Below are 22,069 nucleotides of genomic sequence, written 5' to 3'. Positions count from 1 at the left end.
GTTAAATGAGAATCCAACTCCAAGTAAAAGCAGCGAAAATGAGAGATGTAAGCACTGCGGCTGAGGCTATGTCTTTGGCTTGACCACTCAGCTCGTGCCATTCAGAGCCGATGCGATCAACCACCGTTTCGATGGCTGAGTTGAGTAATTCCACAATCAGAACCAGTATCAGGCTACCAATAAGCAAAATCTGCTCACTCTTGCTTACAGGCAGAAATAAGGCTGTGATGGCTAAAGGCAGTAATAACGTGACTTCCTGCCTGAGAGCGGCTTCACTTTTCCAGGCGGAAATGAAACCATTTATAGAAAATCCTGTGGCATAAATAATGCGTGCGAGGCCAGTATGAGTTTGTTTCATAAGTCTTAATCAGTGGTTAATTTTAATAAATGAAGCTTTCCTCATGGCTCTGTTAACAGCAAACGAGGATCAGCCTGAACGCAGAGAGCTTAAAATTGTTTTCTTAAGAAATACTTAAGAAAGCGGCTTTATATTGCTGGCTGCCGACCGGCCGCAAGTGAGACTAATGATTGGGGAGGCGGTATTTTTGCGATTGACCAATATTTTACTTTGGAGCAAATTGTTCAACTTTCCTTGGCTGTGGTCGATAGCAAAACCAGCGGCGCTGAATCAACTCGTTATCCCTTGAATAGTTGATACTTCTTCGCTTTGTGTTTTGATTTGGAAGATTGCTTATATCTAATCCATGCTTTCTTCAAGCAAAGTACTGTTTTATTGATTCTTATCAAATAGATTGTGAATGATAGTTAGCTGCTTGTTCTAGTATTTAACTATCAGCAACGGTTCATATTGGGGGATTCTTTTACTGCGGTTTATGGTGTTTTTAAGCAAGGTATGCCATGTGAAATTAGTTATCCATATAAATGGTGGTTTAATGCGCAACCAATGCACCGCAGGGTTTGATTAACAGGGTTTGACGCTGTTTTGGAAGATTAAAATTAAGATACGTTTGTTTTGAATAACACTGACCGTGACGAATAAGGGATTTCGAGCCAATTTTGGTCATTTATTCAAATTTACGGTGATTTGGGTTTTCTCTCACATGGAAGGATTTATGCGCACAGTTAGTTTTCGACTTAAAGTTATCATTTTATTATTTCTTATTGCCTTTGGTTTTTTGGCTTATGAAGGTATTACCGGGATGAACCGAGAGAAAGCCGCAATAGAAGATTTATATACTCAAGGGATACAACACACCGTTCGAGCTGGTAAGATTTTGGATAATATCGGCAGTGCGCGAAGCTCCTTATTATTGGCCTTTCAGCACGATCCCAGCTCTGAATTTGCAAAAATGCATGACCATCCTTTAGGTAAACATATCGATGCGATTCAAACTAACATTGAAGCCTTGCATCAGCTGATTGACCGGGAAATATTAGGTTCAGATTTATCGGATGAAGAACGCAGGGTTACTCAGCAGCTGGCGAAAGAAGTTGACCAAGTGACGCAGCGTGGTTTTGAGGTTGCGATTAAAGCGCTACAGCAAGGCCAGTTTACTGATGCTAATTTGGTATTATTAAAGGTGATTAACCCTGGTTATGCCTCTGTCACCAAGGCCGCCCAACAATTCTTAAAGCTGCAAATAGATGAAGCCGCTAAAAACTTTCAACAGGCCGAAGCTGATACCGAACATTTCATGTGGTCGGTTGGTATTATTATTAGTTTAAGTTTGTTGGTGATTATTGGTCTGTCGACACTGATAGTGAAGCGCGTTTCGGAAGCGGCTCGTCAGCTTCAAGCTAAATCGAGCTTGATTGTTGCGGGGGATTTAACCCAGCGAATTGATGTGGATGGAGAGGATGAATTTACTGATATTGCCAGCGATGTGAATACCATCGTGGCTAAGTTTCAACATGTGGTGAGTACCAATAAGCAGTCGGTTGAAGTGCTTGCTAGTTCTGCAGAAGAAGGTTCATCGGTTGCGATGCAAACCAAACAAAACATTTTTGATCAACAGCAACAAACTCAGTTAATTGCAACGGCGATGCACCAGTTTACGGCCACTGTTCATGAAGTCGCGCAAAGCGCCAGTACAGCCGCCGAGGCATCGGAAAAAGCCGATTTGGCCGCCGCCGATGGTCAAGAAGTGGTGCGGCAGAGTATCGCGATGATCGAAAGTTTGTCCAATGAAATGCAAGACTCGGTTAAAGAAATGCAAAAGCTAGCGCAGCATGCGGAAGAAATTGGTAGCGTAGTAGAAGTGATTCAAAGTATTTCTGAGCAAACTAATTTACTTGCGCTTAACGCGGCAATCGAAGCGGCTAGGGCAGGTGAGCAAGGACGAGGTTTTGCGGTTGTGGCCGATGAAGTTCGAACGCTTGCCAGTCGTACTCAACAGTCGACAGGGGAAATTCAGCAAACGATTTCGCAATTACAAGAGGGCAGTCGAGAGTCAACCCAACGGCTTGAGCAGGGGGCCAATAACGCGAAGTTAACGGCCGAAAAATCTTTACAGGCGGGGGACGCTTTAGCGCAAATTACTCAAAGTGTTGATCATATTTCGGCGATGAATGCACAAATCGCGACTGCAGCTGAACAGCAAAGCTCAGTCACCGAAGAGATCAATCAGAACATTATTGCGATTAGTGATATCTCTAATGAAACGGCTCAGGGAGCCGAGCAAAGCTCCAGCTCAACGATGGCTTTGGCCAAGTTAGCTGAGCAATTAAAAATGGAAATCGAAGCCTACTCCGTATAGTGGGAGGGTCTTTGAACGGCACAGTTAATCTTGCGAGTGTCCATCGGATATGACGGGACGGCACTCGCCATCTCAGAAATTGAATGCAATTGTGCTCCATTAATCTTTAAAAGGTGATTCATGCCGCGTACTCAGCCGAAACCGTGTTTAACTCAAGCGTGGTTACAATATCAAACAGTTTTGTTGGGTTGGTTACTCTCACAGACCCAAGACTCCTTGTTAGCAGAAGATGTGCTACAAGATGTTTTTGTGAAAGCCTTACGCCAGAAGGACAAGTTTTGTCGTCTCGATAATGTGAAAGCATGGTTGTTTAAAGTTGCGAAAAATCGTTTAGTCGATCACTATCGCGAGTCTGCAAAGTTTATTAGCAGTCGTGATTTGAATCGTCTTGAGCAGCCACAAACGGCGCTTGAGCCGATCGATGCCTTAGTTCAATGCTTACCCAGACAGCTCGAGCGATTAGCGAAGCGCGATCGTCATATTATTCAGTGCTGTGACATTGTAGGGATGTCGCAACAAGACTATGCGAGGCAGCATAAACTGAGTTTATCGGCGGCTAAGTCTCGTTTGCAGCGCGCCAGAGTGAAGCTTAAACAGCAACTTAATTGTGCATGTCAAATTGCTTATGATGAGCAACAGCAGATCTGTTGCTTTAAACCGAAGCGCTCTTAAATCAGCTGGCTTACTATCGAAGGACACTATAGTTTGATGGAAAAATGCAGTCATCTTGGTCTGTAGCGGGCGTTTAATGAATACTAAAGCTTGCTCACTTCCAAATTCATTGTTGGACATTGCTTATTAAAGGGGGATTGGCTCGGAAGAATGCTTATCAGTTAATGCCAAGGTATAGTCTGGCTGCAACGCTGGGTAAGTTTTCTGACAAAAACACGATAGAAATCATGCTCTAATCGTTGATTTTCGACTTACTAAAAGTAATGTAATTTTTAAATTACTTGGGAGCACAATTATGTGCTCTTAGTTTCTTACAACGTCAAGGATATTTCTTTTTTTGTCGATGAAACTATGAAGAGACTTCAACGTAAATCCTCCAATCATGACTGCGCTGTATAACACGCAGTTTTTCATCGCTACCAGTGGCATTTCATAAAAATCAATAGATATAAAATAGATCTGGCCAGCTATACCAATACCTATTGCCATACCTATATGTTGTAATGCTTGCATTGCACCTGAAGCAGTACCAGAATCTTCTCTATCTACAGTGCTCATCATGCTTTGAAATAACGCAATTATTGCGCTTCCCATTCCAAGCCCTCCTATGAATAAAGGCAATGAAATCCAATATAACTCATCAAATACAGAAACATAGCTAATTGTGAGATATAGTATTGACCATGCAACGGTAAGTCCTAAACAACCACTAAAGACTCTGTAGCGTTGCCATGATAAAGGGCTATTTTTTAGCACTGATGAAGAGATAAGAACCCCTAAAGGGAATGCCAAAGTCACAGCTCCTGATTCAAACGGACTAAAGCCAAGATGCCTCTGCATGTAATATGTTAGAACAAAGAACAACCCAGGAGTCGTGGTACCAAACAACATCATGAACATAGCTTGGTTGATGAAGAAACGGTTTGTATACAGGCTAACAGATATCAATTTAGGACGACTACTATCTGCTGTAGGCTTCTTCAACCAAAGGTTGAGACCCCATATACTAGGTAGAGACATCGCTAACACAGCCAGTATCCATGGTTGCCAGCCTAAGCTGTAGCCTTCAATGAGAGGCACAATAAGAGAAATACTCATCAATATAACTAGACTATTACCTAGCCAATCTATTCGTAATCGTGACGTTTTCACTTCGTTCGCTAGATTTCTTTTCACGCCAAAATACGCGACTACTCCAATGGGAATGTTTATAACAAAGATAATTCGCCAATCAAGGCTGAATAGATTGAGTGAAATCAACGTCCCTCCGACGACGGGGCCAAGGATTGACGCTAAACTTCCCACAATCCCCACATAACCAAACATCTTTGTTTTTTCTTCTACAGGAAACATTGACACTGCAATGGCTAACACCTGTGGAACCATCATCGCACTTGCAAAACCTTGAAAAAACCGGCTGAACATTAGCATCTCAATGCTAGGAGAAACCGCACACATCAATGATGTCGCCATAAAGGCGATTAGCCCGCTTTTGAATAATCGCAATTTGCCATACATATCTCCCAGCTTACCCAAAGGAAGCAAGCAGGCAGAGAAGCTTATCAAATATATGATTGATACCCATTGTGCTTGAGAATGTGAAATATCCATATCTTGGTAAATCCGCGGAATAGCAACATTAACAATGGTTACATCCAATATATTGAGGAAGTTGGCAAGCAACAAGAAGAAGAGTGCTTGCCATCTGTTTGGTAGACATTGATCGTTCATTATACTCAACTCATGTAACTTCAAATGTATCGTGAAGACCATTGTATTTTCATGTATCTTTAAAAGCAACATGAAAAGGAGTTGGCGATGCGAACCGATTCTCGGCTATCAAGAGTTATTCATGCCTTACTACATATGCACGATACTCAGCAACCTTTAACCTCTGAAGCTTTAGCTAAGATGCTAAATACAAATTCATCTGTCATCCGGCGAACAATGTCAGGGTTACGTGATAGAGGTTATGTTATGTCCAACAAAGGGCATAATGGAGGCTGGATATTAATGAAACGCATCGACGAAATTACGTTGCTTGGGCTTTACGAAGCCTTAGGTATGCCTCGCTTATTTGCAATATCAAGCGATTCCGACAACCCAACATGTTTAGTACAGCAGATAGCTGATGAGTCTCTTAACCATGCTTTAGAGATGTCTCGACGTGTATTTATCGCTCAACTTGAGACCGTTACACTTGCAGAACTCAATATGCAATTTAAATGTCGTTTAGAAAGTTTGGATAATGAGCGGGTTCATAAGTCAGACCCACATGAATGACAGTAAATCTGCTCTAGTAAGCCAGATTCACAGTAACATTATTATAATTTGGACACAGGTTGTTTGTTTGCCAAATATCTCGTATGACTTCCAACTTGATGTATGGGATCCACTCCCTCCTTTGCCAAGACTAGACTTAGGAGAATGAAAAAAACGAGGATTCCAGTATGTGGTAAGGCCTTACCAGGTAGCGCCTTCAACAAGAAGCCGAATATACGTACGTATCTTAACCGTCTATTGAAATTATCACTTTGTAAATACGTGGATCCCATATATGTTTGGGTTGCGATTCTTCGCTGTAACACGCCTCTGGACAATAACGAGTTAGCACTCGGTTAAAATAAGCGACTCTATGGCTTTTTTTAAAGTAAAACGTTGAGTACTACTTATGAACTTCGATACTTACATGTCTCAGCTTGGGAATATGTTGTAACAGCTGCTTATAGGCTATCAACGAACGAGGTGCTTCGCTACGTATTGAGATTACAGCGCTAAGTGACTTCTCTCCGAGGTGCCAAACATGCAAATCTGTGATTTCTATCTCTTCGTCTTTCAAAGCTTCACGCACACGGTTCTCGGTGGTTTGACACTGTTGGTCGAGTAAGTGACTACTTGTTAATGATATTAAGCCCCAAGCCCATTTACTTATAACTAGAGCTCCCACAATACCCATTACTGGGTCTAACCAATTAAGCCCAGCGTATTTGCCAGCGAGCAGAGCGAATATAGCGAGTAATGATGTTAGTGCGTCGGCCAGTACGTGCATATATGCTGCGCGTAGATTGTGATCTTGGTGAGAGTGGCTGTGTTCTTCATCATGGTGATGATGGTGATCATCTTTGAGAATCCAAGCACCTACTAAGTTAACTAACAAGCCAATAACAGCAACTAAAATCGCTTGATTAAAGGCAATCGCTTGTGGCTCGAAGAAGCGAGTAATCGACTCAATTATCATGAGAAGAGAAACTACCGCTAAAGCAATTGCACTGGCAAAACCTCCAAGCGAGCTGACTTTTCCGGTACCAAAGCTGAACTTGGGGTTGTTTACGTGCTTGCGAGCATATCGATAAACGAAGATAGTTATCGCGAATGCAGCAACGTGAGTCCCCATGTGCCATCCATCAGCAAGCAAAGCCATGGAGCCAAACCAAGTTCCAGCAACAATTTCAACTATCATGGTAATGGCAGTAAGCATTAATACAATTAATGTACGCTGTTCACCTTGATTGGTGTGGTGAGAAAAATCGTGTTGGTGAGCTTGGCTGCTAATATCAAAAGCGGCTTGATGTTGGTGATCCATAAACTTATTTACCATCCCTGTAAGTAAGAATTCTAATAAAAAATAGTAACTGTTCTCACTCTTATTCTCGCAAACCCAATTTATCTATATGATAAGTTAGATCAAAAAAGCCGCTGATTTGAGTCACGCTCAAGGCCTTTTCATTCTGTAGTTGTTTACGATTTAGAAAACTAAGGTCAATGCTATCAGCAGACTAGCTGCCAATATCGGCCAAAGCCCAGGCTTGATGTTAGGTTTGGTTGCGATATCTTTATTCTTATAACCACTGAACATAGCACTCAAGTAACCACGCTTCCTTAAGCAAAAGTATCCAATCGCCAGTATGTGAATTGCGATAAGCGCAAATAAGTAATCGGCGTTACTTGAATGGAGGGCTTTAAACCATTCGTAGTATTCTTCGTCCACGTAGGCATATAAGGGGCCATCAGAGAGAATGTCATCAGAATTAAACAAGCCAGATAGAAGTTGTATTAATAGCAGTACCCATAAAGCCAGCACCATATAAGAACCGAGGTAAGAGTGCCCAGTATGTATGCTTTCTGTGCCGCCCAATTCTTGTTTAAGTTCATCGAGTGCACCTTTAGGATGAAGCTGTAGTGACTTCAACAGCGCGGTTTCACTACCAAAGTAGCCCCAGATGAATCGAACCAGAAGCAAAGCCAAGAGTGCCAAGCCTAGCTGCATGTGCAAATCGACTTCATCGTACTTCATACTTAACCACAAGCCGACTAGCAGAGCTAATTGCAGCCAGTGATAAAAACGAATAAATCTGTCCCATACCAAAATTTTTTGCTTAACATTCATCATCACCCTCTCACTCTTTGCCTTAGGCGCTTTAGGGGTCTTGCTAGGCCGCCAGTTTATGACGGCCAATAAATACTATTTATCACAACTCATACGAAATTGTTTATGACTTCGTTTGCTATGCTTCTTCACCTTGATTAGGGTGTTTTTGACGAGTTTCTTGTCATCAACTTGTTGTAGTTGGCCAAATAACACCAGCAGTTCATCTATACCTTTTATATAGCTCATATGCGCCATATGGGTATTGTGGTCCATATCCTCCATATCTGGCATGTTACTGTGATCCATACTTTCCATAGCGCTATGATCCATAGTTGAATGGCTCATACCAGAGTGGTCCACTTTAGCCATCTCTACCATATGATCATCATGCTCAGCCATGTGATGTTCGCTATCTTGCAGTTTCAGTGGGATCAATTGCTTAGCTTCTTTAGCATTACTAATCAGTTGTGCTGCATGTTGCTGCATAGCTACCTGATCGTCACCTTTGAATGCATCAACGTAGGCTTTAAGCTCAGATTTCATGTCCTCCATAACCGAGCCAAGCTCGGTGTTTTTACAGTGTTCACTGTGGGCATTGGCTGTAACGCTCACTAGTGTAAGGATGGATGCGGTAAGTATTGAAGCTAATTTTTTCATATTAATTTTTCCTTAATTGTTATTCGTTAATTAGTTTGCGCAGAGATACGCGCTTCCATAAGTAATAAACTGAGGGCAGCACTAGCAGGGTCAATACCACCGCTGAGGCCATACCGCCGATCATCGGTGCAGCAATTCTTTGCATAACTTCGGAGCCGGTGCCTTCACCATTCATAATCGGAATCAGGCCTATGACCACTGTGGCTACGGTCATCATCACCGGTCGTACACGCAAACCAGCACCTTCAACAATGGCTGTGCGTAATTGTTGCCTGTTAATAATGATGTGTTTGGACAAGGTCTCTTCAAGTGATTGATTAAGGTAAATCAGCATGATGACGCCAATTTCTACAGCAACCCCAGCTAGAGCGATGAAACCCACGCCAACGGCGATGGAGAAGTTGTAACCCAATAGATACATGAGCCAAACGCCGCCAATCATCGCTAAGGGCAAGGTGCCTAGGATTAGTAGCACTTCACCCGCTCGCCTAAAGGCCATGTACAACAGCAACATGATGATGGCGAGCGTTGCCGGTACCACTACTTTCAAAGTGGCCTCTGCACGTTCCATGTATTCGTATTGCCCTGACCAACTGACTGAATAGCCCGCTGGCAGAGTTAGATGCTCTTGCACGTACTGCTTAGCATCTTGTACGTAGCTGCCTAAGTCACGGCCTTCAATATCAACGAAGATCCAGCCATTAGGACGTGCGTTTTCGGTCTTGATCATTGGAGGTCCATCTTCAACGTAAACCGCTGCCACATCTCCAAGGGTCAATCGCAGTCCGCTGGGCGTGACCACGGGTAATAGTTTTAGTTGTCCTACACTGTCGCGGTAACGCTGAGGGTAGCGCAAGTTGATTGGGTAACGCTCTAGGCCTTCCACTGTCTCTGACACATTCATCCCGCCAATGGCGGTAGACACTACTGCCTGCACATCTGCGATGTTGAGGCCATAGCGAGCAGTTGCGATCCGGTCGATATCTACTTTTACATAGCGTCCACCTGCAACACGCTCAGCGTATGCGGAGGCGGTGCCAGGAACTTGGCCAAGGATGTCTTCAATGTTTTTACCAATAGTCTCAATTATACTGAGGTCTTCCCCTGATATTTTGATGCCAATAGGCGTTTTAATCCCAGTCGCAAGCATATCGATACGGGTTTTAATCGGCATTACCCAGGCATTGGTCAATCCAGGGAAGTTCACCAAGTTATCAAGCTCTTGGCGCAGTTTGTCGGTGGACATTCCTTCTCGCCATTGCTCTCGAGGCTTAAGCGTGATGAAGGTTTCGATCATCGTGAGAGGTGCGGGATCAGTCGCTGTTTCTGCTCGACCGACTTTGCCCCATACCCTTTCTACTTCTGGCACTGTCTTGATCAGCTTATTGGTCTGTTGTAAGACTTCTCGCGCCTTGCCAATACTAATCCCAGGATAAGTGGTTGGCATGTACATCAAGTCACCCTCATCCAAAGGGGGGATAAACTCACTACCAATCTTGTTTACCGGATAAAAACCTACACCGACTAAGGCGACAGCGATGACTACTACTAACACTGGCGCTTTTAAGCTGAGGTTGAGTAATGGCTTATAGCTGGCTATGAGTAGCCTGTTTAATGGGTTCTTATGCTCGGCAATCACCTTGCCGCGAATAAAGTACCCCATAAGTACTGGCACTAGCGTGATTGCCAAGCCAGCTGCTGCTGCCATGGCATAAGTCTTGGTGTAGGCTAAGGGAGAGAACATCTTGCCTTCTTGGCCGTGCAAGGCAAAGACTGGCACGAAGCTGAAGGTAATGATCAACAACGAGAAGAACAAGGCAGGTCCCACCTCTGACGCGGCTTTACCAATCACTTCCCAGCGATTAGCATCAGTCAGCTCGGTTTTCTCCATGTGCTTGTGCACATTTTCAATCATTACGATGGCTCCATCGACCATCGCGCCGATGGCAATGGCAATGCCTCCTAACGACATGATGTTGGCGTTAATTCCCTGCCAGCTCATCACGATAAAGGCAATAATGATCCCCACCGGCAAGCTAACCAATACCACCAGTGAGCTGCGGATATGGAACAGAAAGGCCGCACACACTAAGACCACCACCACAAACTCTTCAATCAGTTTGTCTTTGAGGTTTTCTACTGCACGTTCAATCAAACCGGAGCGGTCATAAGTGGTGACAATTTCTACGCCATCGGGCAGTGAAGCGCTCAAACTATCCAGCTTGTCTTTGACTGCGGCAATCACCTGCTGGGCATTTTCCCCGTAGCGCATCACCACTACGCCACCGACCACTTCGCCCTCGCCATCAAGCTCTGAGAGCCCTCGGCGCATTTGTGGCCCTACTTGAATATCGGCAACATCACCCAGTAGCAAGGGGATACCTTGCGGGTTGAGCTTTAATGGCAATTGTTGCAAGTCTTCGACCGAGCTGATGTAGCCGCTACTGCGCACCATGTACTCGGCTTCACCCATTTCAATCACGCTAGCACCGGTCTCTTGGTTCCCTTGGGAAATCGCGTTCTTTAGCTGCGGCAGGCTCAGCTGGTAGGCTCGCAAGCGATCGGGATCGATGCTGATCTGGTACTGCTTCACCATTCCACCGACCGTTGCTACCTCACTGACACCAGCAACCGTTTGCAGCTCGTATTTCAAGAACCAATCCTGAATACTGCGTAACTGACTAAGGTCATGCTGACCGGTGCGATCGACCAAGGCATAGCTAAATACCCAGCCAACCCCAGTAGCATCAGGCCCTAGCGCGGGCTTTGCTGCTGCCGGCAAATTAGGTGCGACTTGCGATAAGTACTCTAGTACCCGCGAACGTGCCCAGTAAATATCGGTACCATCTTCAAAAATGATGTAGACATAGGAATCACCAAAGAACGAGTAGCCACGCACGGTCTGCGCACCCGGTACTGATAACATGGCGGTGGTCAAGGGATAGGTAACCTGATCTTCAACCACCTGTGGAGCTTGGCCTGGGTACGAGGTCTTAATGATGACCTGCACATCGGACAAGTCTGGAATGGCGTCGACTGGCGTATTTTTGATAGCGAAGCCGCCGTAAACCAATATGGCGAGCGTTGAGACTAAGACTAAAAAACGATTGTGTATCGACCAGCGAATAATACTAGGGATCATTACTGCTCTCCCTCTTCATCATCGAAATCTAGCCAATCCAAATCCTCATCCACTAAGGTACTAGTATCAACATCTGCGCTTTGCTGTGGGCCATGTCCCATCTGTGAATGGTCCATCGTGCTGTGGTCATGACCCATCGCTGGTTGCTTCAATGCTTCAAGATTCAAGTCACCTGGGACAAGCTTGGAAATGGGAAACTGATTGTCTTGCTTGTTAATGGTAAATTTGAGTTCTCTTCCCGGCACGATCTGCTCGGTAATTTCAGCCTGCTCCAATGGAAAGTCCATCACCATACCTGGCCATTCCCACTCTGGTACGGGTTCATGGGCAATGGTGAGGGCTCCGTCTTTTACCGCCATTACCACACCACTCGCCACTACCGACTCGGTAAGCCTATCTGGGGGGCCAATGCGATTGAAATCAGCGCTCAAGCTAGATTCAGAATCCAACATAAATTGGGCACTCGTCACGATGGTGTCACCACTCATCAAGCCATCAAGTATTTCCATTTGCCCCTGACTTTCGCGACCGACTTCAACTCGCACACTTTGGTACTTTCCTGCGCCTCGCTTCATTACTACGCGATCAAAGCGGCCGCCTCTAATCACCGCTTCGCTAGGAATGGTTAATACTTGGCTCGCTTGTGCCGAGGAGACACTGACTCGAGCATACATATTAGGTTTGAGCCGCTCATCATCATTGGCAAACTCCATGCGAACACGCAGGGTGCGAGTAAGCGGGTCAAGATTTGGGTAGATGTAGTCAATTTCACCTTGCCAGGTTTGTCCGGGGTAGCTGTCTACACGCATTTCTACCCGGTCCCCCTGCGCCACTAAGCCTGCTTGGGAGTCGAATAATTCACCGATTAACCAAATGCTGTCCAAGGCTCCGGCATCAACTAGCTTGGTAGCAGGGGTAATATAAGCGCCTTCCCTAACACCAAGCTTGGCGATGTAAGCAGAGCTTGGTGCATATAGTTCGACTAACTGTTCGCTACGACGTTGCTTAGTCACGCGCTTAACTTGCTGAGCTGACATGCCCAGTACATTAAGTCGAGTCTTAGCTGAGTCAATCAAACGCTTGTTACCCATGTTCAGGGCATTGAGTAAGTCGTCTTGGGCCTTAACTAACTCCGGTGAGTAAATAGACATAAGGTACTGGCCTGCATCAACACGCTCGCCCTCTGCTTTTACCGCCAGCTTTTCAACCCAACCTGCAACCCTGCTATTAAGTTGCCACTGCGTATTCTCGTTCAGGTTTAGTGTGCCCACTGTTTCAATGGCCGTGGCGAAACTGTTAAGCTCAACCTTGGCTGTTCTCACACCTAGGTTATTCTCAACACTCGGGTCGATGGAGACTAAGCCGGGTTGACTAGCAGATTGACTCTCCTCAAAAACTGGAATGAGATCCATCCCCATAGGAGACTTACCGGGTTTATCACGGCGATAGTTAGGGTCCATTGGCGCGACCCAGTACAGCGGCTTAGCTTCCCCCGATACACTATAACCAGTGTGGCTATCAGTGCTATGCTGTTGCTGCATCAAGTCATTTGCGAAGTAACCTCCGCCCAAGCCAAGGGCTAGAAATAGACTGCTTAATACAAATTTATTCATTCGGTTCTACTCCTACAGGGCCTGAAAATAACGAACTTGAGCAAGGGATTGGTATTGCTGGGTTTGCAGCTGTTCAAACTCCAGCTTCAAGGCGGTTTCATCCATGAAAGCCTTGACCACCAGATCAAAGCTCACTGTATTAGATTGATAACCTTGGATAGCGGCTTGGGTATTAGCTTGGGCTTGTGGCAACAAAGTTTGCTGATAGCGAGCTAAGCGCAGGTTAAGGTTTTGTACCTGTGCAACCTGACCATTGAGCCTACCATTCATGTTTTTTAGCAGTAGGTCGCGTTCCGCTTGCTTCACCCCCTTACCACGTGTAGCTGAAATAACCGCCTGGTCTTGACGTTTATCAGTGAACAATGGGACGTCCATAGACAAAAAACCAGAAACCAAATCGGGACGAGCACTACCATCCATATCACGACTGTTTCGATGGCCATATCCGACTTCGACTTTAAAGGCGGGCTTGTAAGCCTCATTGGCGATTTCGATTTGTTTTTCAGCGTCATCAATGGCGGCTTGTTTCACCAACACCAGAGGGTGCTGCGACAGCAGTGTGTAGTGTTCGGTATTGGCTTGCTCTGCATAATTAGCGGTGGCATCCCATTGCGGAAGTGCGCTATCAAATGGTTGGTAAGCCTGAGCGCCAAGCCACGTTGCTAACTGTCCTCGATAGGCTTGTTCTTGCTGGGAAAAGGCCGCAATCTGCTCATCAAACTTACTTAGTTGTAGCTCCGCTTGGAACAGGTCTTGGCTTTGCTTGTAGCCCAATTCGAACTGGCCACGCACGTGCTCAACATTGCGAGCGAACAATTGCTTGTTCTCGGCTAAAAGATGTTGTGCCGTGTTAGCGAAACGCACACTTAGCCACATTTGTCGGATTTGCTGGCTAAGTTCCAAGCGGCGTTCAGCAGCTTGATGGCCAGTTTGCTGCTCCAATATTTGGTAACGCTGGCCGCTTAGCTCACGGGTATTGCCTCGGCTAAACTCTTGGGCAAGCCCAACACTCAGCTGAGTCATAGGGTCTTGGTCAAATTTGAAGCTATCAGTGGGTAGGTTCGCGAGACCTAGCCTGATCATAGGGTCCTTTAACTGACCACTCTGCACACCCATGGCTGCAATTTGTTGTTGTCGCTGAGCATATAAACTCTCAGATGGATCGCTACTAAGCGCTAGCTCTACTGCACGTTCAATATTTAAGGGGGCGGCTATCACCGTGGCACTTGTCGATAGCGCAACGACAAGCACAACCTCTTTGCAAGAGGGAATAAACATGTTTCTTCCTTACTGTTGATTAAAGAAATAGTTAACTAAATCAAACAGTAAGAGGGGGTCTGAAGGGTAGTTCCTGTAAAGACGGGTGGAGATTAAAAGTGTAAAAACTGGTCGCTGCACTTTGTGGCTGCGGTATGAAGTGTAGGCTGGAAGATATGAATGCAGGCGTTGCAGCACACAATGACAACTGACAATCTAACTTACATAAGTCATCCAGCTTAGATTTATTCTCATTGTCAGGAATATTGCCATCATTATGGCAATCCATAGTCATGTGCATTATTTCTTGATCGGCACTATGTTTTTGCGCATGCGAAGAATGCTCCGAAGCGCTAGAAACGCCGGATACCATTTGTAAGCAAAACACAAAGATCAAAAACAAAGCTTTCATATCATCGTGATGGTAAGTCAAAGGCGAAGATTACTGCAAGCAATTTTAGCAACAGCGAGAAATTAGTTTAAAAACAACTCTTAATAATCTACTTCGGAGGACATGCGTTCTAACGAGTTAAACTTGATAAGGGCAGCCGGTTTAATTGCTGATGGAGTCTCATACTAGATTCTACTAGAAATAGCCAAAACCCAAATTTCTGGTGAACAACACTAACTCACTTTGGAGCACAGGCTTTTCAGAAAAGAAGAAAAGCCTGTATCAGCGCTGATCAGCAGTCTGTTTTCTCAGAGAGTCTCAGAGCGTCTTCTAGCTCAACGCCAAGGTACCGAATAGTGTTATCTAGCTTCGAATGCCCAAGTAGGATTTGTACCGCCCTAATGTTTTTTGTTCTGGCATAAATCAATGTTGCTTTGGTGCGACGTATGGAATGAGTACCATAATAGTCCGCATTCAATCCAAGCTTTACAGCCCAATTCCTGATAATTGAACGATAGTATGAGTAGCTGATAGGTTGCTCTTTACGGCGGCCACTCGGAAATAAAAAACTGCTTGCCTCTAGGGAGGCTGAAAAGATCCATCGGCTAATGCTTTGTTGCGTTCTCGGAGTGATCTCATAGTGTACGTCAGTGCCTGTTTTTTGTTGAATACATTGCACCCTTTCGTAGATAACTCCCTGCGAAGAAACATCGTATACGTGCAGCTTTAGCAAATCGCTCGCTCTTAACTTGCTATCAATAGCTAGGTTCAGTAACGCAAGCTGCATTAGGTTGTTTTCAATCTCCAATCTAGTTCTGACTCGCCAGATTTCTTCAAGCTTAAATGGCCTTTTGATGCCACTGCATTTTCCAGAAGATAATTTTCTCATGATGACCTCCTCTCAATGTTGTTGGTCAACGTTGAGTTTGGCAATCAACTAGAACTGATCCAGTAGCAATAACAATCGGTCTGGGTGGACTGAAACATCTGTGGACATTTCCGAGTTAAAGCCTTAACTCTAAAGCGTCTGTTTCGGATAAAAATTTCTATGGGTTAACGCCACATTCAGCGGCTTGTCCGCTGCAATGCATTGTGTACGCCCAGCATGGGCATGAACTAATGAGGTGAAAGTCCTCTGTAGGAAGGTCACCGTTTAATAACACTTTGATTATTAAACGCTAACTACTAGCGAATGGCAAGGGCGTTACCGTGAGGGAATGTCTGAAGGAAGCCGGACGCAAATCTGCGAGCTGATGAACAAAAACATCATATGAGGCGTAGGCTGGAGGCGAGTTGGCACAAGACAACGAAGCCATGTGATCTAACGGCCACCGTAAATGATGCAGCAGTGCAGAGAAAGAGAAAGTGCATGTTCTACTTCTTATAAACAAAGAGTGGGGAGATCTGCTTAACAAGCGATCGTTTAACTCACTAGCTTGGCCGCTAGTTCAACAGGCCTGGCACTTAATTCTCATCAACTTAAGTGAGCAAATACGATGAACAACGATAGCGCTATTTGGGGTAACTCAAACGGTGATTAAGCAGAAGTCAGCAGACGGCATAGTAGCCCAACGCCCATCGTAATGGTTGGGACACGGTGAAGGCCTGAACACTTAGAATAAAGGAGGAGCCTTGTTAAACTTGAACACCCATTCGCCGTCCGGCGTAGATGCGATTCAGCGTAATAACTCGCAGCCAACCTTTAGCCAACATCTATTCGAACATATGCTAACGCGGCAGAATATTCAGCTCGCGTGGCAAGGTGTTCGAGCCAATAAAGGGGCTGCTGGAGTGGATAACATGTCCATTGATGCATTTCCTTCTTGGGCAAAACTACACTGGAAGCAGGTTGCTGCTGCGCTGCGTAATGGCCAGTATCAGCCTAAACCGGTTCGCCGTGTGGAGATAGATAAACCCGATGGCGGGAAGCGCCTACTGGGGATCCCAACCGTGCTCGACCGTGTCATCCAGCAAGCCATTGCCCAAGTGCTAACGCCTATCTTTGACCCTAGCTTCTCAGCGAACAGCTTTGGATTTAGACCAAACAAGAATGGGCAACAAGCGGTGAAACAAGTGCAAAGCATCATCAAGCAAGGCCGACGTTTTGCGGTAGATGTGGATTTATCTAAATTCTTTGACCGAGTTAATCATGACTTATTGATGAGTAAACTGGGTCACCGACTGCAAGATAAGCGCTTACTTAAGCTGATTGGACACTACTTAAGAGCGGGATTTATCGACAACCAGCACTATCAAGAAACTCGAGAAGGTGTACCACAAGGCGGACCATTATCCCCCTTGCTGGCTAACATCATGCTCGACCCATTAGATAAAGAACTGGAGAAACGGAGCCATAAATTCGCCCGCTATGCTGACGATTTCACCATCTTGGTGAAAAGTCGGCGTGCAGGAGAACGGGTGCTAGCGAGCATTAGTCACTTCTTGCCACGCCGCTTAAAGTTAATCGTTAACACCACCAAAAGCCAGGTGGTTAAAACAGCGAAGAGTCAGTTCTTAGGGTTTGCTTTCAAAGCGGGACGACTGCAAATCCATGCCAAAACGCTACACCGGTTTAAACAACAGCTAAAGCGCCTCACCAACCGAAACTGGGGCGTCTCGATGACTTACCAGCTCGCTAAAGTGAGCCAATATCTGCGAGGCTGGATAAACTACTTTGGGATCGCGAATTGCTATCAACTGTGTGTCGATCTTGATCATTGGGTAAGACGCAGAGTACGAATGGCCTATTGGCGACAATGGCGAAAACCGAGAACCAAAGTGAGGAATCTCATGCGCCGAGGGGTACATGTTCAAGCCGCAGTGGCGTGTGGTATCACCAGTAAAGGCCCATGGAGGAGCTCGAAAACACCGGGGATCCAACAAGCATTATCGAATGCTTACTTGAAATCCCAAGGTCTATTTGCGCTACGAGATGGATGGATAAAGCTTCACTATTCTAAGTGAAACGCCCTGTGCGGAGCCGCATGCAGGGTGTTGTGGGGGCTGGAGGCTAGATACCTCCGGCTACCCGATTATGTGTTCCATGCGAAAATGCTAGCGTTGAAATATAAAAGGCATACAGACAAAGCAATTACACATGCTGATTGTTGGTTTTTACCAAATTTCATTAATTTCACAATTTCAATCATACTGGCAACTAGAGATAAGGTTACACCTGCACTAATTAATATATAAGTTGAATTTTTTTCAACTAAATAGAAAGGAGTAGGCTCAACGTTTACTCCAGAAGTAGCAGTATAAAAAGGAGCCCAAAATATACTCATAACATTAGCTATAAGTTGAGGCGAGCCTGCATTTTCGAAGCAATAATTAGTAATAAACGTTACCAATATAGCTAGAATAATGAACATTACACTTAAATATTTCATCTAATCCTTGAAGGACAGTGACACATAACGCCTGCAACACCGGACGATTTGTAGTGGCGAAGCCACGAAAAATTGTTCCGTGTGCTTGCGCTTGTGTACGCCCAGCATGGGCATGAACTAATGAGGTGAAAGTCCTCTGTAGGAAGGTCACCGTTTAATAATATTTTGATTATTAAACGCTAACTACTAGCGAATGGCAAGGGCATTGCCGCGAGGGAATGTCTGAAGGAAGCCGGACGCAAATCTGCGAGCTGATGAACAAGAACATCATATGAGGCGTAGGCTGGAGGCGAGTTGGCACAAGACAACGAAGCCATGTGATCTAACGGCCACCGTAAATGATGCAGCAGTGCAGAGACAGTGCATGTTCTACTTCTTATAAACAAAGAGTGGGGAGATCTGCTTAGCAAGCTGATCGTTTAACTCACGCCATGGCGATTTAAGCAGACGGCTTTTTTTTAGATAAAAAGTCCCAATGCCGTTCTATTGTGTAATGGTTGGGACATGGTGAAGGCCTGAACCTGAAAATCAATGAGGAGCCTGTGCAGCTCATTGTCTCCGTATCCGACCGGACTGAGGAGTCATGGCGCAAAAACAGAAGCCATCATTGGAATGCAAAGGAGCTAATCGGCCGTTGTATTTTAACCGTTTTCAGGAAACGCCCTGTGCGGAGCCGCATGCAGGGTGTTGTGGGGGCTGGAGGTTAGATACCTCCGGCTACCCGATTAAGTGGTGATTTCGGCATTAGCTTTTGCCTTCATCAAGAAGTATGCACCATGATCTGCTGCATTTAGTCCGCCATCGTGGACCGTACCTAGGTCGCTTGGAGTAACGTCCTGTGTTGGCCATATTTTGTAACTTGTAGTCAACTTGTCCAAATTTAGCTTGTTTAACTCAAGAAATAAGTAGTCTTCTTTTTCATCTCTTGCAACACCATCAGCCCAATAAGTCATCGAGCTAGCAACAATGTCAGCAACCTGCAATTGAGGATGCGATTCAGAGCTTGAAAACTTCAAACTTTTACCTCTTAAGGGTAATTTGAACTTCCGCCTGTCATAGCCAAGCTCTATAGAGCTTTGGGTCCAGTCCATAAATTGGGAAAACATCGCTTTTTGTTTTTCAACACTATGAGAATCATCATGAATGATATGAAACCCTTTTGGATGAATATCTCCCCAGCTTACACATTTTGAGAACAGCGCTGGGATTGATGGGTCAAGTGATGTCTTATCAATACCGTTCAGCGCATCATGAATATAATTTCGAGTAAGCAGGATCAAATTAAGGTCTTCTTTAAAATTTTCATGAATTGAATGTTCTTTAAGTACCTCTACACTCTCATAAAACGAGCTTATTGATTCTTCGGACTGTTCTTTAATCATATTAACGAACGAACCATACATGGCCTGAACTCGGTCCTGACCACAAAACGTAGGCATACAATAGAACCACATATTTGAAAGCCCTATGTTTGCTCCATTTACATACAAATCATGGCCATTTAGGTGAAGCATGTGCTCAATTAGGAGGTCAACAATCTTTGTCGTCACCATAAAGTTCTTGTGAAAAAGCTCTACTTTCACGTGATCTTTATTAATAAGTCGATGGCTCATTAGCCTTACAATTCCATCTTGCCCAGACTTTCGGCGCTTTAAATTTTTGAAATGAGCCTCTAGAGGTGATCTTGAGCCTGTCAGTGCAAGTAACTTTTCAGCTTCGCCATTAGAAAATTTACAGGCCGAGAGTGTAAAAATTGGTTGATTTTTGTCAACTATGTTATGGCCAGTATTTCCAGACTCATCCAAGTAGATAGTTGCTATCTTGGATTTTTCAGCATTAACTTTCGCCCTAGAAGCCCTCAGCTTATCTCTTTTATTTGCTAACTTCTTTTTTCTATTAGCTTGGTTATTACGACTCATTCAATTTCCCTGTGAGGCCACTTAACGCTTTGCCAAGGGGCAAATGCGAACGTTGTTGGGCTTCGCCCAGTGAGTATTTGTCCCAGCCGCGCTTTTTGCGGCGAACTTAGGCAACTTGTGTACGCCCAGCATGGGCATGAACTAATGAGGTGAAAGTCCTCTGTAGGAAGGTCACCGTTTAATAACACTTTGATTATTAAACGCTAAGGACTAGCGAATGGCAAGGGCATAACTGCGAGGGAATGTCTGAAGGAAGCCGGACGCCTTTTTATCTAAAGAGAGGGCGAGCTGATGAACAAGAACATTAATAAACTAGACCCCCATTCTAAAAACAAAAAACTTCCACACTCTCGATAGCCAAGATTACGCTTTTAAATCCCATCATCTTCGCCGAGTCGCGCAAATGAACAAGGGAGCAAAGTTGAAGTCTGTTTGAGCGTAGCGAGTTACTTCAACGCCCTTGTGAGTGAGCAACGGAGGAGCTAAGAAGGTGCTGGGTGGCCTTTCTTTTGTATACTTTTCTTTGGCCAGCAAAGAAAAGTATATCGCCGTCAGGGCGAAACCCTCACTAACAGATCGATCCAAAACTAAATGATAAAAGCGAGACTAACAGCTCCCACAAAAAATAAGTTAACTCACTTTGGGGCAAATACGCATTAGTTTAAAGTAACTGGCACTTGGACAGGAATTCGATGAACCATGGAGTGATCAAATTTTTTCCGCCGACACTTACTGTGCTTGTTATTCCGATTTTTGCTTCCGTTATAACTGTGATTCGCAACCAGTGTTGAGCTTCGAAGTTTAACTATCCTTAGAGAGGGTGCATATATTTTTGCATCTTTTCACTTCCTGTGCCGTCTTACCCTAAAGACACTGCTAATCGAAAATTACAAGTGAGTTTCACCATGGTTGCATTGCCGATGGTGTGAACTCTAGGGGAGACAATGATGTTCTACTATTTTAGCTGGTTCGCAGACTGGTTTACCTACCGCTTATTAAATTTAGAACCTGATGAGCGATGGGCCACTGCGGTACATTTTTTTATTGAAGATACCACCAAGATTTTTGCCTTGTTGCTGGTGATGATTTACTTCATTGGCTTATTAAGGGCGTCTCTAGACGTGGAAAAAGTAAGGGATTTTCTACAGGGTAAAAGCCGCGGGTTTGGCTATGTATTGGCGAGTGTCTTTGGCGCGATTACCCCATTTTGCTCTTGTTCTAGTATTCCAGTGTTTTTGGGATTTAGTTCAGTTGGGATCCCTTTGGGCATCACCATGGCCTTTTTACTGACCTCGCCGCTTATCAATGAAGTTGCCATATTATTGCTGATGAGTCTGCTTGGGTGGAAGTTTACCCTACTTTATTTGCTGATAGGGATGTCGGTTGGGATCCTTGGCGGGCTGTTTCTTGATGCCATTCATGCGGAGCGATGGTTGCAGTCTTTTGCGGCCAAGGCCTTACAAGAGGGACAAAGCCAAAGTGCACAGCCTTCTAATGAGCAAAGTGCTACACGTTTAAGTTATCGAGCTCGCCATCAATTTGCTTTCGATGAAACTCGAACTATTTTTTCTCGAGTCTGGAAGTGGGTGATTATCGGCGTTGGAGTTGGTGCTGCCTTACATGGTTTTGTTCCTGATGGTTGGATAGAACAACATTTGGGAAGTGGTCAGTGGTGGTCGGTGCCTGCTGCGGTGGTGATTGGCATTCCCCTCTATTCGAATGCGACAGGGGTGATCCCCATCATGGAAAGTTTGTTAGTGAACGGCTTACCTTTAGGTACGACGCTGGCTTTTTGCATGAGTACTGTGGCCGCCAGTATGCCGGAATTCATTTTGTTAAAACAAGTGATGCAATGGCGTTTATTAGCCATTTTATTCGTGACCTTGTTGTGTTCCTTCACCTTGATTGGTTGGATTTTTAATTTTTTAAGTACTTTTATTTAG

General features: G+C 44.8%; 16 protein-coding genes. 5 read left to right on the top strand and 11 right to left on the bottom strand.

Going from position 1 to position 22,069, the window contains the following annotated elements:
• Position 1: 1 nt before the first annotated feature.
• Positions 2 to 358, bottom strand: a complete 357-nt coding sequence (locus ACRRSX_RS17420; RefSeq protein ID WP_432451949.1) for a diacylglycerol kinase — start codon at positions 356 to 358, stop codon at positions 2 to 4.
• Positions 359 to 1,073: 715 nt separating this feature from the next.
• Between ACRRSX_RS17420 and ACRRSX_RS17415 the strand changes: the two genes are divergently transcribed.
• Together ACRRSX_RS17415 and ACRRSX_RS17410 are read left to right on the top strand one after the other, a co-directional pair.
• Positions 1,074 to 2,717, top strand: a complete 1,644-nt coding sequence (locus ACRRSX_RS17415; protein ID WP_432451950.1) for a methyl-accepting chemotaxis protein — start codon at positions 1,074 to 1,076, stop codon at positions 2,715 to 2,717.
• A 120-nt stretch (positions 2,718 to 2,837) separates the two neighbouring features.
• A complete protein-coding gene (locus ACRRSX_RS17410; protein WP_432451951.1) occupies positions 2,838 to 3,389 on the top strand; it encodes a sigma-70 family RNA polymerase sigma factor in 552 nt (183 codons plus the stop codon).
• 303 nt (positions 3,390 to 3,692) lie between these two features.
• On the opposite strand, the gene ACRRSX_RS17405 is transcribed toward ACRRSX_RS17410, so the two are convergent.
• The gene (locus ACRRSX_RS17405) at positions 3,693 to 5,120 is read right to left on the bottom strand and encodes an MFS transporter (RefSeq protein WP_432451952.1); all 1,428 of its coding nucleotides are present in this window, start codon (positions 5,118 to 5,120) and stop codon (positions 3,693 to 3,695) included.
• An 87-nt stretch (positions 5,121 to 5,207) separates the two neighbouring features.
• Here ACRRSX_RS17405 and ACRRSX_RS17400 point away from each other — a divergent pair, with 87 nt between their 5' ends.
• Positions 5,208 to 5,672, top strand: coding sequence for an Rrf2 family transcriptional regulator (locus ACRRSX_RS17400; protein ID WP_432451953.1), 465 nt, complete (start codon positions 5,208 to 5,210; stop codon positions 5,670 to 5,672).
• A 382-nt stretch (positions 5,673 to 6,054) separates the two neighbouring features.
• On the opposite strand, the gene dmeF is transcribed toward ACRRSX_RS17400, so the two are convergent.
• The 7 genes from dmeF to ACRRSX_RS17365 all read right to left on the bottom strand — a co-directional run bounded on the left by dmeF (position 6,055) and on the right by ACRRSX_RS17365 (position 15,707).
• Positions 6,055 to 6,972: a CDF family Co(II)/Ni(II) efflux transporter DmeF gene (gene dmeF, locus ACRRSX_RS17395; RefSeq protein WP_432451954.1), complete on the bottom strand. Its 918-nt coding sequence runs from the start codon at positions 6,970 to 6,972 to the stop codon at positions 6,055 to 6,057.
• A 162-nt stretch (positions 6,973 to 7,134) separates the two neighbouring features.
• Entirely contained in the window at positions 7,135 to 7,779 is a 645-nt protein-coding gene (locus tag ACRRSX_RS17390) for a cytochrome b/b6 domain-containing protein (RefSeq protein ID WP_432451955.1), read from the bottom strand.
• A gap of 72 nt (positions 7,780 to 7,851) precedes the next feature.
• On the bottom strand, positions 7,852 to 8,415 hold the full coding sequence (locus ACRRSX_RS17385; protein ID WP_432451956.1) for a copper resistance protein CopA: 564 nt from the start codon (positions 8,413 to 8,415) through the stop codon (positions 7,852 to 7,854).
• A gap of 19 nt (positions 8,416 to 8,434) precedes the next feature.
• Positions 8,435 to 11,557 carry an efflux RND transporter permease subunit gene (locus ACRRSX_RS17380; RefSeq protein ID WP_432451957.1) on the bottom strand — a complete coding sequence of 1,041 codons (3,123 nt, stop codon included), beginning with the start codon at positions 11,555 to 11,557 and terminating at the stop codon, positions 8,435 to 8,437.
• A complete protein-coding gene (locus ACRRSX_RS17375; protein ID WP_432451958.1) occupies positions 11,557 to 13,170 on the bottom strand; it encodes an efflux RND transporter periplasmic adaptor subunit in 1,614 nt (537 codons plus the stop codon). Before ACRRSX_RS17375 ends, ACRRSX_RS17380 begins: the two co-directional genes overlap by 1 nt.
• A gap of 12 nt (positions 13,171 to 13,182) precedes the next feature.
• Positions 13,183 to 14,448 (bottom strand): TolC family protein, encoded by a 1,266-nt coding sequence (locus ACRRSX_RS17370; protein WP_432451959.1) that lies wholly within the window; start codon positions 14,446 to 14,448, stop codon positions 13,183 to 13,185.
• Positions 14,449 to 15,110: 662 nt separating this feature from the next.
• Positions 15,111 to 15,707, bottom strand: a complete 597-nt coding sequence (locus ACRRSX_RS17365; protein WP_432451960.1) for a tyrosine-type recombinase/integrase — start codon at positions 15,705 to 15,707, stop codon at positions 15,111 to 15,113.
• A gap of 743 nt (positions 15,708 to 16,450) precedes the next feature.
• Here ACRRSX_RS17365 and ltrA point away from each other — a divergent pair.
• Positions 16,451 to 17,782 (top strand): group II intron reverse transcriptase/maturase, encoded by a 1,332-nt coding sequence (ltrA, locus tag ACRRSX_RS17360; protein WP_432451961.1) that lies wholly within the window; start codon positions 16,451 to 16,453, stop codon positions 17,780 to 17,782.
• Between the two features lie 68 nt (positions 17,783 to 17,850).
• On the opposite strand, the gene ACRRSX_RS17355 is transcribed toward ltrA, so the two are convergent.
• Positions 17,851 to 18,207 (bottom strand): hypothetical protein, encoded by a 357-nt coding sequence (locus tag ACRRSX_RS17355; RefSeq protein WP_432451962.1) that lies wholly within the window; start codon positions 18,205 to 18,207, stop codon positions 17,851 to 17,853.
• 725 nt (positions 18,208 to 18,932) lie between these two features.
• Positions 18,933 to 20,126: a DUF3800 domain-containing protein gene (locus ACRRSX_RS17350; RefSeq protein ID WP_432451963.1), complete on the bottom strand. Its 1,194-nt coding sequence runs from the start codon at positions 20,124 to 20,126 to the stop codon at positions 18,933 to 18,935.
• A 947-nt stretch (positions 20,127 to 21,073) separates the two neighbouring features.
• On the opposite strand from ACRRSX_RS17350, the gene ACRRSX_RS17345 reads away from it, so the two are divergent.
• Positions 21,074 to 22,069: a permease gene (locus tag ACRRSX_RS17345; protein WP_432456148.1), complete on the top strand. Its 996-nt coding sequence runs from the start codon at positions 21,074 to 21,076 to the stop codon at positions 22,067 to 22,069.

It is taken from the genome of Agarivorans sp. QJM3NY_30 (assembly GCF_050870855.2).
Lineage (GTDB): Bacteria > Pseudomonadota > Gammaproteobacteria > Enterobacterales > Celerinatantimonadaceae > Agarivorans.
This window is presented reverse-complemented; position numbering and strand designations above follow the sequence as displayed.